Consider the following 13,052-nt stretch of genomic DNA (forward strand, 5'->3'; position numbering starts at 1 on the left):
CGGCGAACTCGCAGGCTTCCGGCGACTTCGTGCGTTGGGGAGGAGGAGGCGTCAGTCCGTAGCGCCCCGGTCGGCGTCGAACCCGGCCAGGAGGCGCCGGGACGCTGTGTCCATGTGGGAGCGCATGGCTGCCGTCACGGCGGCCTCGTCCCGGGATTCCAGGGCGCCGAAGATTTCCCGGTGCTCGGCCAGTGCGGCCGCCGCGTGCCCTTCGTCCGTCAAGGCGCGGTCAACCCAGATGCGCAGCAGCGAACGGATGCTCTGCAGCAGTTCCTGCAGGACCTGATTTCCGGAGGCGACCGCGATTTCGCGGTGGAAGGCGGCGTCGGCCTCCACAAACGTCGCGAGGTCATCGAGGCTGACCTCCATCGTGGCCAGATTGCCGCGCATCCGCTCCAGGGCGTCGTCGGTAATCCGCTGCGCCGCCAACTGGCCGGCCTGGACTTCGAGTCCGCCGCGCAGTTCCACCAGTTCCCGCGTGCGGGGCGCGCCCAGCATGAGGCCCCAGCTCAGCGTGCGGGGCAGGAGCTCGGAAATGCCGTCGCGCAGGTAGGTTCCGGACCCCGGCCGGACTATGACGATCCCGAGGATCTCCAGGGCTGCGAGGGCTTCGCGGACCGCGGAGCGGCCGACCCCCAGCGAGGCGGCGAGCTGGCGCTCGGCCGGCAGGCGGGTCCCGACGGCGATTTCACCGCTCGTGAAGTAGCCCAAGAGGCGTTCCGCGACTTCGGAGACAACCGAACCTTGCTCCATGGAACCGAGCGCGGCACTGATTTTGGCCGTCGAAGCGGCGGAGTTAACGGACACCTTCAAAGCGTAACAACCCGGACCGGCCGAGCCACGCCCACGTCCGCCCGCGACATAAACATGTCAACCGGTTGACCAATTTGGGGTGGACGCCCTATGGTTTCTATCACACGCTTAGTTAGGGCCTGGCCAGTCCTCCGGAACTATGCGATGAGACCAATCCCCAAGCTTCCAGCGCAGGAGGCCACCGGGATCCCGACATCAAGGAGTCAATGTGGACACCACGCAATCAGTGGTCGAAAGATCTGCAATCAAGAAAGTGGCAGTGCGGCTGGTGCCGTTTGTCGCCTTCATGTTCTTCATCAACTATCTGGACCGCACGGCCATCTCCTTCGCCGGCCCCAATGGCATGAACACCGATCTCGCCCTCTCGGCGGCCCAGTTCGGCTTCGCCTCAGGCGTCTTCTTCATCGGCTACATCCTGCTGGAAGTCCCCAGCAACCTCGCCCTGCACAAGTTCGGCGCCCGCCGGTGGCTGGCCCGCATCATGGTCAGCTGGGGCATTGTCTCCCTGCTCTTCACCTGGGTAGCCAATGTTGAGCAGCTCTACATCCTGCGCTTCATCCTGGGTGTGGCCGAGGCCGGCTTCTTCCCCGGGGCCATCCTCTTCCTGAGCCTCTGGGTTCCATCGCGCCACCGCAGCAAGATCCTGGCCCTGTTCTACCTGGCCCAGCCGCTCACCACAGTCATCGGAGCGCCGCTCGCCGCACTCCTCATCCAGCAGCACGGCCTCTTCGGCCTTGAAGGCTGGCGCGTCATGTACTTCGGCGTCGCCATCCCCGCCATCCTGATCGGCATCGCCGCCTGGTTCTACCTCGCGGACTCCCCGGCCAAGGCCAAGTGGCTGACCGCGGACGAGAAGACCTGGCTGACCGGCGCACTGGAGAAGGAAAAGAACGAGACCGCCGCCGGCAACAAGCACGTCAGCGTCCGCACCGTCTTCGGCAACGGCCGGGTCTGGATGCTCGCCCTGATCTACTTCGGCTTCATCTACGGCCTGTACGCGCTCGGCTTCTTCCTGCCGACCATCATCGCCGGCTTCGAGGGCCTGTACGGGACCAAGTTCGACGTCTTCCAGAAGGGCCTGATCACGGCCATCCCGTACCTGCCGGCCGCCTTTGCCCTGTACTTCTGGTCCAAGGACGCCACCAAGCGCGGGGTCAAGACCTGGCACATCGCCGTCCCGGCCCTGGTCGGCGGCCTGAGCATCCCGCTGGCCCTCTTTGCGGGATCGCCGGCGGCGACGATTGCGATCATCACGATCACCGCGATGGCCATCTTCGCGGCGCTGCCGAACTTCTGGACTGTGCCCACCCAGTTCCTCACCGGGGCCGCGGCTGCAGCCGGGATCGCCCTGATCAACACCGTGGGCAACCTGGCCGGGTTCAGCGCCGGCTACATCACCGGCTGGCTCAAGGACTGGACCGGCAGCTACAACGTGCCCATGTTCGTGGTGGGCGGCTTCATGATCATGTCGGCCATCCTCATGGTGGTGCTGGCCCGCAAGGGCGCCGCCAACGGAACGGCCACAGAGATCGCCCCTCAAATCGGGGAGTCAGCGGCTGCGGAGTCCGCCGCAGCCCGGTAGCAGACACGCCCGATACCGGAAGACCCGTCACCGCTCCAGGCGACGGCTCCCCGCGGGACTCACACGCCCGCTCCGGGCGCGCTCCCAACAACCGGTGCCCGCCGCGTACCACACGGCCGCGGCGGGCACCCACCAAGCAGCTTTCCCTCTTCCAGGAGTACCCCCATGACCCGCCTGTTCAATGACCCCGCAGCCTTCGCTGACGAAATGATCGAAGGCTTCGTCGCCTCCCACAGCCGCTGGGTCAGGCGTGTCTCCGGCGGCGTCGTCCGCAACACCCAAAGCACTCCCGGCACCGTGGCCCTCGTAATCGGCGGAGGCTCCGGCCACTACCCCGCGTTTGCCGGGCTCGTGGGCCAGGGCCTGGCCCACGGTGCCGCCATGGGCAACCTGTTCGCGTCCCCGTCCGCCCAACAGATCTACACCGTGGCGAAGGCCGCGGACAACGGCGCCGGAGTGCTCCTGGGCTACGGCAACTACGCCGGCGACGTCCTGCACTTCAACCAGGCCCAGGCCCGGCTCCGCGCCGAAGGCCTCGACTGCCGCAGGATCGCCGTCACCGACGACGTCTCCTCCGCCCCGCCGGCCGAGCACGCCAAGCGCCGCGGCATTGCCGGCGACCTCACGGTCTTCAAGGTGGCCGCCGCCGCGGCCGAGGCCGGCTACACCATGGACGACGTCGTGGCCATCGCGGAGCGCGCCAATGACCGCACCCGTTCCTTCGGCGTCGCGTTTAGCGGCTGCACCCTCCCGGGCGCGGACCACCCGCTCTTCACGGTCCCCGAGGGCCGCATGGCGGTCGGCATGGGCATCCACGGCGAGCCCGGCATCGCCGAGACGGGCATCCCGACGGCGGATGAACTCGCAGAGCTCCTGGTCGCCAAACTCCTCACCGAAATCCCGGACGGCCTCGACGTGACAGGCGCCCGCGTGGTCCCCATCCTCAACGGCCTGGGCAGCGTCAAATACGAGGAACTGTTCGTCGTCTACCGCCGCGTCGCCCAACTCCTGGCCGAGGCCGGCCTGGAAGCGGTCGACCCGCAGGTCGGCGAACTCGTCACGAGCTTCGACATGGCCGGCACCTCCCTGACGCTCTTCTGGCTCGACGACGAACTCGAGACCCTCTGGAACGCGCCCGCCGACGCGCCGGCCTTCCGCCGCGGCGCCATCACCGCAGCAACCCTCGATCCTGCCGACTTCACGGACTTCACCGACCTTGCCGACGTCGAAGCGTCCATCCCGGCTGCCTCCGAGGCATCCCGTGCCGGGGCCGTCCGCGTCCTGGCCGCGCTGGGAGCCGCGAAGGACGTCGTGGACGCCAACGCCGAGGAACTGGGCCGGATCGATGCGATCGCCGGCGACGGGGACCACGGTATCGGCATGGAGCGCGGTGTCCGCGCCGCCGTCGACGCCGCGGCAGACGCCGTCGCCCGCGGGGCCGGCGCAGCCACCACCCTTCACCTCGCCGGAGACGCCTGGGCCGACAAAGCCGGCGGCACTTCGGGCGCCCTGTGGGGAATGGCCCTCCGGGCCGTCGGCGATGCGCTCGGCAACACCAACGCCCCCGACGCCGGCGCTGTCGCCACCGGAGTCTCGCGGGCCGCCGCCGCCATCATGGACTTCGGCAAGGCCGCGCCCGGCGACAAAACCCTCGTGGACGTCCTCGTCCCGTTCCGCGACGTCCTAAACGGCGGCGTGGAAGCCGGACTCGGCCTCGCGGAAGCCTGGGACGCGGCCGCGGCCACGGCCCAGCAAGCCGCCGAAGACACCGCCCAGCTGCTGCCCCTCATGGGCCGCGCCCGCCCCCACGCCGAAAAAAGCCTGGGCACCCCCGACGCGGGCGCCGTGTCCATGGCGCTGATCGTACGAGCCATTCACAACACTTTCGCGGAGTCGAAAGCTGCAGACATCAAAGTTATGGAGAAAGCATGAGCACCAAACTGCGCCTGGTCATCGGGTCCGACGATGCCGGATTCGAGTACAAAGAAGTCCTGAAGGCGGACCTGGCGGCCAACGGGCTCGTGGAGTCCGTCCGCGACGTCGGCGTCGACGCCACGAGCCACACCCCCTACCCGTCCGTGGCCATTGCCGCAGCGGAACTCGTCGCCTCCGGCGAAGCCGACCGCGCCCTGCTGGTCTGCGGGACGGGCCTCGGCGTGGCGATCGCCGCCAACAAGGTCCCGGGCGTCCGCGCCGTCACCGCGCACGACAGCTTCTCGGTGGAGCGGGCCATCCTGAGCAACAACGCCCAGGTGCTCACCTTCGGCCAGCGGGTCGTCGGCCTGGAACTCGCCCGCCGGCTGGCCCGGGAATGGCTCACCTACACGTTCGACGAAACCTCGGCCTCGGCCGAGAAAGTCACACTGATTAAGGACTACGAGGGTGTCACTTCCTGCTAACGCCGCCACGAACGGGACAAACGCAGGCGGAAAGGGCACAGGCGACGCCTTGGGCATCGCCGGAGCTGCCCGAGCTGCCCGGCCCAAGGCTGCCGTCATCGGCGTCAGCCTGAAAATGTACTTCGGCTACCGGCGCACGCTGGACTACTGCCGCGAGGTCGCCGCCGTCGCCCTGGCCCACCCCGCCGTGCAGAGCGGCGAGATCGAACTGTTCGTCCTGCCAGCCCTGCCCGCGCTGCCCGAGGCAGCCCGGATCCTCGGCCTGGCCGGGGCCGGCGCCGGCGCGCAGGACATCTTCTGGGAAGACGAGGGCGCCTACACCGGCGAGGTCTCCGGCCGGACTGTCGCCGAGCTCGGCGGACGCTACGCCGAGGTGGGCCACGCCGAACGGCGCCGGATCTTCGGCGAGGACGGCCGGACCATCGGTCTCAAGACCGCCGCCGCCTACCGCAACGGCCTCACCCCGGTGCTCTGCGTCGGTGAACTGCACCCCGGTTCCGTGGAGGAAGCCATCCGGCACTGCACCGCGGACGTCGACGCCGCCCTCAACCGGGCACGGTCCCTGGCCCCCGCCGGCCGGACCATCGTTGCCTACGAACCGCAATGGGCCATCGGCGCCCCCGAACCGGCTACCCCGGACTACATCAGCGCCGTCATCACCGGACTGGACGCGCACCTGCGCTCCTTGCCCGGCCAGGCCGACAGCCGGGTCATCTACGGCGGAAGCGCCGGCCCGGGCCTGATCAGCCAGCTGGACATGTCCGTTGCCGGGCTGTTCCTGGGCCGCTTCGCTCACGACCCGCAGGCGCTCAAGACCATCCTCGACGAAACCGCAGCCCGCCTCGGGCTCCTGCTGACGGCGGGAGGCCGGCCATGAGCTCCGGCACCGGGCAGAGTTCAAGAACCGGATTGGGTTCAAATAGTAGCCAGGGTTCAAGAATCGGGCTCAGCAGCTACGCCTTCTTCTGGCAGCTCTCGGACCGGGTCTCCGCTCCGCTGAACCTCCACGAGGCCCTGGCCGAGACCGCGGCGCTGGGCGTGGACCTCTTCCAGATCTGCGACTACGCACCGCTGGAGGCCATGACGGACGCGGACCTGGCGTCCGTCCGGGCCACGGCCGATGCCTTGGGGATCGCCCTGGAGCTCGGCACCAAGGGGATCCGGCCGGAGCATCTCCGGAAATTCCTGCGGATCGCCGGGATCCTGGGCGCGCCGCTGCTGCGGACCATGTTCAACGTCCCGGCCCACACCCCGGACGCGGACGAGGCCGTAGCCATCTTCACCGGGGTCCTGCCCGACTTCGAGGCCGCCGGGGTGCGGATCGCCGTGGAGACCTACGAACAGGTCCCTACCTCCCGTGTCCTGGACGTCATCGCCCGGGTGGACAGCCCCTACCTGGGGATCTGCAGCGACCCTGCCAACACCGTGGCGGCGCTGGAGTCCCCGCGCGAGGTGATCGACGCCGTCGCGCCGTATGTCCTGAACATGCACATCAAAGACTTTGCGTTCAGCCGCAAGGAGGGGTGGGTCGGGTTTACCTATTCCGGCGCTCCCCTCGGCGAAGGCCTCCTGGACTATGCCTACATGGCCCGGAAGCTGCAGCCCAAAGAAAGAAATATCAACCAGATCATCGAGCACTGGCTGCCGTGGCAGGCCTCCGAGGAGGAGACCATCCGCCTCGAAAAGCAGTGGACCCAGCAAAGCCTCGATTTCCTAAGGAGTAACTGAAATGTCAGCAGAACAATTGACCGTCGCCGTCATCGGAGCCGGAGGCAAAATGGGGCTGCGTGTTTCAGCCAACCTCCAGAAGAGCGCCCACACCGTCCACTACAGCGAAAACTCGCCGGCAGGCCAGGAGCGCGTCCGCGCCGAAGGCCGGGAAATCAGCACCACAGAGGACGCCATCAAGGACGCCGACGTCGTCATCCTCGCCGTCCCGGACACCGTGTTGGGCGTCGTGTCCCACGGCGTGGTCCCGCAGATGAAGTCCGGCTCCATCCTGCTCACCCTCGACCCGGCCGCCGCCTACGCGGGCCTGCTCGCCAAGCGCGACGACGTCGTCCAGGCCGTCGCCCACCCGTGCCACCCCTCCGTCTTCCTCGAACGCACCACCAAGGAAGAATGGGCCGACACCTTCGGCGGCCAGGGCGCCCCGCAGAACGTGGTCGCCGCAATCGACGAGGACGCCACCAAGGACGCCCGCGCCGCCGCCGAGGCCACCATCAAGGTCATCTACGCACCCGTGATCGACGTCCACTGGGTCACCGTCAAGCAGCTCGCCATCCTCGAACCCACCCTGGTCGAGACAGTGGCCTGCATGATCGGCACCCTGCTCAAGGAAGCCCTGCACGAGACCGTGCACACCGCCGGCGTACCCGAGGAAGCCGCCAAGGCCATGCTGTTCGGGCACGTCCAGATCGCCCTGACCAACGCACTGCGCGGCTCCAACCCGTTCTCCGAGGCCTGCGAAATCGCCATCCAGTACGGCAAGGACACCATCATCAAGGACGACTGGAAGAAGATCTTCGACGACTCCGAGCTCGACTACGTCATCGCCAAGATGCTCAAGCTCGAACCCGCCGTCCAGGGCTAGTCGGCCCGCAGCCGCCCTGGTCCGACCACAGCCGAATTCGCCGGAAAGCTGCCCGTTCGCCGGAAAGTTCCGGCGAACTCGCAGGCTTCCGGCGAATTCGCGCGCCGCGCCGGCGCCGGGGAGGTCAGATGGTGCGCGGCGCCCTGGCCAGGTTCTCGGTGAGCTCGGCGGCGTTCTGCCGGGCCACGTAGGCCGGGCGGTCCCGTTCCACGCGCCAGCTTTCGGCGAGCGGGCCGATGTTGACGGTGTCGAAGCCGAACTCGTCATAGAGCCTGGCCACGAGTTCGGCAGCGTCCGGGTAGTCGCTTGCCGTGGCCAGCGCCCGGCGGTCGGGCGTGCCGGCCGGGGTGCCGTCCGTGGTGATCTGGGAGAACAGGATGTGGTTGAAGGCCTTGGCGACCTTGGACTGCGGCAGATGCTCCTGCAGCAGGCCGGAGGTGGTGGCCTCGCCGGCATCCAGGGCGGGGAAGTGACCGTCGCGTTCCCAGTAGTAGTTATTGGTGTCGAGGACTATCTTGCCCGCCAGCGGTTCCACGGGCACGTCCGGGATCGCCTTTAGCGGCACGGTGACGATCGCGAAGTCGCCGGCCGCTGCCGCCTCGGCCGGGGTTGCGGCCCGGGCCTTTGGTCCCAGTTCCGCCGCAAGGTCCGCGAGGGTTTCGGGCCCGCGCGAGTTGCTGATCACGACGTCGTAGCCGAGCTCAACTGCTTTGCGGGCGAGCTGGCTGCCAATGTGTCCTGCACCGATGATTCCGATAGTTGTCATGTCCGGCCCAACACCAATGCGGGCGAAGATATTTCGCCGGATAACCGGCTAGGCGCCCGGTTCCTCGTCGATGTCCGGCCCTTCTGCCGCGTCCTGGGAATGGGCACGGTCGACAAAGGGTGAGGCTGTTGCGTCACCCTCGGCGGGGCTCTCGCTGTGGACGCGCTCCGTCGCTTGTGCATCTTTGGTCATGTCCGCTCCTCTGCTGCGAATCCTGTGGTGAACGGCCCGCTGCCGGCTACTTTTATCTAGCGCCCGGGCTTTCCGGGATGTCAAGATCCATCCCGGCCGGCATGTTCGGCAATGTTCGACGACGGCCCGTTCAGTTCCCTGTCCGGCCGCCGGCACGACTGGAATACCGTTTTGGTTCCTTGCGCGGGCGCAGGGCATAGTCCCGGGACCGCCTGCTGGACAGCGCCAGGAGCAGCAGGATGTCCAGGGCAAGGCCGGGAAGATTGGACTGCAGGGTGATGTCCGGACCGCCGTGGAAAACGTCGAACGCCTGCAGGCCAATGGCCGCCGTGCTAAGGGCCATGGCCACGGTCCGGGCCCAGTTCCGTCCGAGGAACACGAACCAGGCCAGCAGGACCTCGACCACGGCAAAGAGCAGGACCATCACCGTCGCGATGGTGACGGCCGCCTCGGCCTGGGCCTCCGTGACCCCCGGCCCGGCTCCGGGCTGCAGCAGCGAGCTCACGTGCGCGTCCCGGAAGAGCACCAGGGAGAGGGCCAGCAGGACGGCTGCGGCTGCGCGGGCCCCGACCAAGACAGCACCGACGATCGTGGGTGCCGGGCGCTTGTTCCGGCTGTCGGTGGCGGATCCGACGGATTCGGCCGGCGCCCCGCCAGTGTTCCGCAGATCAACGATCGGGAGATCGCCGTCGGTAATGATGGTGTCGCCTCCGCCGTTGCGGGCATGGTACCCGGTCGAAAAGTCGCGGATCACGCGGACCTCGGCACCAGGGTCGGCCCCGGTGATGGCTGCGACAACGTGGTCGCGTTCGACGTCGGTGTGCTCGTCGATCTTGTGGGTGATCTGCAGAGTAAACAGGGAGAGCCCGACGCTGCGGTCATACGTTCCGGCGGCCAGCCAGTCGACGGCCAGCCCGCCGGGGAGCAGCCAGCCGGGTGGGCACCGCCAGAAGCGGACGTGGTGGCGCTTGCCCGGCGTGCCGTCGACTTCCTCCTGATAGGCAAAATCCTGCTGGCGGCCGAACAGGAACAGGGGACTCACCGGGGCTTCGAGGTAGCTGCGGCGCAGGAGCGTGGAGGTGACGATGCGACGGCTGCTGGCCAGCGTCACGTCGTCGGCCAGGGTCCAGCCTGCTGTCTGCATCACCCGATGCACCTGCGGTTCCGATCCCAGCAAAGCCACATTCACGGGGTCGCCCAGCAGCCCGTCGCTGGTGCGCGCCCGGCCGATGAAGTAATCGGGAACATACAGGCGGGTCAGGATGCGGTGGAGCCGGGGGAGCACCAGATAGGCGAGCAGGCCCCAGAAGATGAAGAGGAACCAGACCTGCGCCCAGCCCCATTGGAAGCTCAGTTGCACCAGCAGGGAGGTCAGCCAGACGGCCGAGACGCCGCCCACCACGAAGAACATGGTGTCCAGCCGCGAGTACGGCACCGTGCCGGCAGGGGCTGTGACCTCAACCGCTTCCTTGGTCATGGCCGCCATATTACGCGCACCGGCGTGCAGGCGTCGTCTGCGGGCGCCGGTTTCCGGGCCGAGGCCGGCCGCCCCGCGGCAGCCGGCCTCGGCCCAGTCTCACAGCCGGATTGTCAGAAGCTCACCGTCTCGGTCAGGTAGCCGAAGTACTTCCCGCTGATCGGGTGGACGGGATCGCCGCCGAAGCCGTAGTCGTGGTGGCGCTTCGTGTACGACGCCGTGAGGTGCAGATACTGCTCCATGACGTCCTTGCCTGAGCCGGTGCACTCCTTCTGGCTGATGCACAGGGCCACAGACCCGGCCACAGCCGGGCTGGCAAAGCTGGTGCCATGGTTCACGGCGTAACCCCCCGGCGCAGTGGAGAGGATGCACACTCCGGGGGCGGCGACGGTGTGGGCCTTGTCATCGTTCGTGGTGGCGAAGTTGGAGAAGAACGCCGGCTGGTCATCTTTTTGCCCGTACTTGGCAAAGTCCACTGCGCCGCAGTCAGGAGCGGCCAAGCCGCCGGCCTTTCCGTCGAAGTCGCCCATGGCCGTGGCGGTCAGAACCTGGTCATAGGTGGCCGGCACGGTGTTGGCGAAGTCCTCCCCGGCGTTCCCGGCCGCGACGGCGTAGGTGACGCCGGCCCGGACCGAACGGCAGATGGCGTAATGCATCGGGTCCGTGCCCTTCCCGCAGTTGGGCGTGTCGGCGCCGCCGCCGGCGATGCTGATGTTGGCCACGGCGATGTCATTGCTCGGGTCGTCGTCCTTGTGCGTCGAGGTCACCCAGTCAATCGCGCAAATCAGGCTTTCCTCGGAGATCAGGCCGGCGTCGTCAACCACCCGGACGGACCACAGCGGGGTGCCCGGCGCGGTTCCCACGACGCCGAAACGGTTGTTCCGGGCGCCGATCACACCTGCGACAAACGTCCCGTGCCCCAAAACGTCAACGGGGGTCACATCCACGGGCGAGCCGGACTGGCAGTCAACGCCGCCTTTGACGTTCAGGTCCGGGTGGGTGGCATCGATGCCGCTGTCGATCACGGCGACGTTGACATTGATCCGGTCCGGCCCTTTGTCGAGGGCCTTCCGGACATCGGAGTCCGTCCCGGCGATCCGCTGCCGCCAAAACGGGGTCTGCTGGGTGCCCGCGGACGCCGGATCGCTCGGCTTGTGGAACGTTCGGCCCATCGTGACGAAGTCGACGCTTGGATCAGCCTGGACCCGTTGCGCCTGGGACGCCGTCATGGTGGCCGAGTAGCCGTTCACGGCGCTGCGATAGACCTTTGACGCCGTAAATCCGTAGGCGCTTTGCTGGGCGGTCGCCGCGGCTCCGGCGTCCACGACGCCGTCCTTGAGCACCACAATGTAGTTTTGCCCGGTCTCGGCTGCGGCCGAGGGGACTGCCGCCGCCAGACCGCCGGCGGTGACCAGCGCAAAGGCGGCAATAGCGGCGAGGGCGCGCCGGAACCTGAGTGTGTCCGGTCTGGAAAGGGGGCCCCGCCGGTGTTTGCGCGGGACCCGCGCCGCCGATGTTAGCTTCGATTTTGGTGCCTTGCGGCCGGCTTGGCTGAACATCGTGGCCTCCCATTAAGCGAGTTCGCTAATTCGAGTGCCCCCCGCCCAACATCTTAGGCCTCAGACCCTGCGAGACACAGGGACCTTTGGAAAAACTTGTGCCGCCGTCCGGCGCACTAGCAGCGGCCGCCTCAGACGAGGCTGTCTTCCTTCACAGGGGCCAGCCGATCTTCCGTCGTGCGGGCGGTGGCGTGGGCGGCCGTCGCGGCGTGCACAGCGTGGGCGGCACGGACATGGTGGCCGAACGGGTTGAACCGGCTGAAACCGAGTTCGGCAAAGGCGTAGGCGGTCTCGGCGTGCTCGGACCGGTCGACTCCGGCGAGTTCGTCCTCGTGGCTGACCCGGAATCCAAGCGTTTTGTGGATGGCGAGGCCGATTACCGCGGTCCCGAGTCCGGACACCGCCACTGTGATGAGGACCGCCACGACCTGCGCGATCACCTGGTGCAGGCCGCCGCCGTAGAACAGGCCGCCGCCCGCGCCGTTCACCGGGAGGGCGATGAAGCCCAGCGCGAGGGTGCCGATGAGGCCGCCGCCGAGGTGCACGCCGACGACGTCGAGCGAGTCATCGAAGCCGAACTTGACCTTCAGGTCCACGAACACCGCGCAGGCTGCACCGGCGACGAAGCCCAGGCCGAGCGCGGCGAGCGGGCTGATGTTGGCGCACGACGGCGTGATGGCCACCAGGCCGGCGACGGCGCCGGATGCGGAGCCCAGGGAAGTGGGGTGGCCATGCCGGATCTTTTCCGTGACCAACCAGCTGATCATGGCCGCGGCGGGGGCCGCCAGGGTGTTCACCCAGATCAGCCCGGCCTGCTGCACGGTGGTGGCAGCGCCGGCGTTGAAGCCGAACCAGCCGAACCAGAGGATGCCAGCGCCCAGCATGATGAAGGGGATGTTATGGGGGCGGTGGCCGGGGTCCTTGCCGAAGCCGTGCCGGTTGCCCAGGATCAGGACCAGCACCAGTGCCGCGGTTCCGGACGCGATTTCCACCACAGTGCCGCCGGCGAAGTCGATGACCTGGCCGAAGACGGCGCTGACGGCACCGCCGGCACTCATGAGGCCGCCGCCCCAGACCATGAAGGCCAGCGGGCAGTAGACGAGGGTGATCCAGATGGGAACGAAGAGCGCCCAGGAGGTGAACTTGGTGCGGTCCGCGATGGCGCCGCTGATGAGGGCCACGGTGATGATGGCGAAGGTGGCGCTGTATCCGGCCTTGATCAAGTCCGGCGAACCGATGATGTTGCTCAGGCCGAAGTTGGCGAACGGGTTGCCGAACACACCGAGGACGCCTTTGCCGGTGCTCATCGAGTAACCCCAGAGGACCCAGACGACGCCGACGATCCCGATGGAAATGAAGCTCATCATCATCATGTTGAGCGAGGCCTTGGCCCGGGTCATGCCGCCGTAGAAGAGGCCCAATGCCGGGGTCATCAGCAGAACGAGCGCTGCCGACACAATCATCCAGACGCTTCCAGCAGTGAGTTCCACCGGCGGGTCCCTCCTCGTAAGTCTGTCGTACCGGGACACGTTGCCGCCGGCCCCCCGATCCGGATTTAATCCTCGCGGAGGCATGTTTCGGGCAATGGGGCGAAAAGTTGCGGGCAGGTTACAGGAATGGCGGTGGCGTGAAGATCGCGTGACCGCCATGTTTCAGGAATGTAAACGCGGC

Annotated in this window: 12 protein-coding genes; 6 read left to right on the forward strand and 6 right to left on the reverse strand. The window is 67.7% G+C overall.

Going from position 1 to position 13,052, the window contains the following annotated elements:
* Positions 1-51: 51 nt before the first annotated feature.
* The gene (locus tag ACVWYS_RS01950) at positions 52-807 is read right to left on the reverse strand and encodes a FadR/GntR family transcriptional regulator (protein ID WP_456508264.1); all 756 of its coding nucleotides are present in this window, start codon (positions 805-807) and stop codon (positions 52-54) included.
* Positions 808-1,021: 214 nt separating this feature from the next.
* On the opposite strand from ACVWYS_RS01950, the gene ACVWYS_RS01955 reads away from it, so the two are divergent.
* The 6 genes from ACVWYS_RS01955 to ACVWYS_RS01980 all read left to right on the forward strand — a co-directional run bounded on the left by ACVWYS_RS01955 (position 1,022) and on the right by ACVWYS_RS01980 (position 7,387).
* Positions 1,022-2,395: an MFS transporter gene (locus ACVWYS_RS01955; protein ID WP_456508265.1), complete on the forward strand. Its 1,374-nt coding sequence runs from the start codon at positions 1,022-1,024 to the stop codon at positions 2,393-2,395.
* 165 nt (positions 2,396-2,560) lie between these two features.
* Positions 2,561-4,327 carry a dihydroxyacetone kinase family protein gene (locus ACVWYS_RS01960; RefSeq protein ID WP_456509280.1) on the forward strand — a complete coding sequence of 589 codons (1,767 nt, stop codon included), beginning with the start codon at positions 2,561-2,563 and terminating at the stop codon, positions 4,325-4,327.
* Positions 4,324-4,794 carry a ribose-5-phosphate isomerase gene (locus tag ACVWYS_RS01965; protein WP_456508267.1) on the forward strand — a complete coding sequence of 157 codons (471 nt, stop codon included), beginning with the start codon at positions 4,324-4,326 and terminating at the stop codon, positions 4,792-4,794. Before ACVWYS_RS01960 ends, ACVWYS_RS01965 begins: the two co-directional genes overlap by 4 nt.
* Complete coding sequence (locus tag ACVWYS_RS01970; protein WP_456509281.1) at positions 4,778-5,671, forward strand: triose-phosphate isomerase family protein; 894 nt, start codon at positions 4,778-4,780, stop codon at positions 5,669-5,671. Before ACVWYS_RS01965 ends, ACVWYS_RS01970 begins: the two co-directional genes overlap by 17 nt.
* Positions 5,668-6,522 (forward strand): sugar phosphate isomerase/epimerase family protein, encoded by an 855-nt coding sequence (locus ACVWYS_RS01975; RefSeq protein WP_456509282.1) that lies wholly within the window; start codon positions 5,668-5,670, stop codon positions 6,520-6,522. The genes ACVWYS_RS01970 and ACVWYS_RS01975 overlap by 4 nt, the downstream gene beginning before the upstream one ends.
* 1 nt (position 6,523) lies before the next feature.
* Positions 6,524-7,387 (forward strand): phosphogluconate dehydrogenase C-terminal domain-containing protein, encoded by an 864-nt coding sequence (locus ACVWYS_RS01980; protein WP_456509283.1) that lies wholly within the window; start codon positions 6,524-6,526, stop codon positions 7,385-7,387.
* 124 nt (positions 7,388-7,511) lie between these two features.
* Here the strand turns inward: ACVWYS_RS01980 and ACVWYS_RS01985 are convergent, their stop codons facing one another.
* The 5 genes from ACVWYS_RS01985 to ACVWYS_RS02005 all read right to left on the reverse strand — a co-directional run bounded on the left by ACVWYS_RS01985 (position 7,512) and on the right by ACVWYS_RS02005 (position 12,871).
* Complete coding sequence (locus tag ACVWYS_RS01985) at positions 7,512-8,153, reverse strand: NADPH-dependent F420 reductase (protein WP_344366749.1); 642 nt, start codon at positions 8,151-8,153, stop codon at positions 7,512-7,514.
* Between the two features lie 48 nt (positions 8,154-8,201).
* Positions 8,202-8,345 carry a hypothetical protein gene (locus ACVWYS_RS01990; protein ID WP_456508272.1) on the reverse strand — a complete coding sequence of 48 codons (144 nt, stop codon included), beginning with the start codon at positions 8,343-8,345 and terminating at the stop codon, positions 8,202-8,204.
* 130 nt (positions 8,346-8,475) lie between these two features.
* A complete protein-coding gene (locus ACVWYS_RS01995) occupies positions 8,476-9,831 on the reverse strand; it encodes an LssY C-terminal domain-containing protein (RefSeq protein WP_456509284.1) in 1,356 nt (451 codons plus the stop codon).
* Positions 9,832-9,935: 104 nt separating this feature from the next.
* Positions 9,936-11,381: a S8 family serine peptidase gene (locus ACVWYS_RS02000; RefSeq protein ID WP_456509285.1), complete on the reverse strand. Its 1,446-nt coding sequence runs from the start codon at positions 11,379-11,381 to the stop codon at positions 9,936-9,938.
* A 131-nt stretch (positions 11,382-11,512) separates the two neighbouring features.
* Complete coding sequence (locus ACVWYS_RS02005) at positions 11,513-12,871, reverse strand: ammonium transporter (protein WP_456509286.1); 1,359 nt, start codon at positions 12,869-12,871, stop codon at positions 11,513-11,515.
* Between the last annotated feature and the right edge of the window lie 181 nt (positions 12,872-13,052).

The sequence above is a fragment of the Arthrobacter sp. TE12231 genome, from assembly GCF_054062895.1.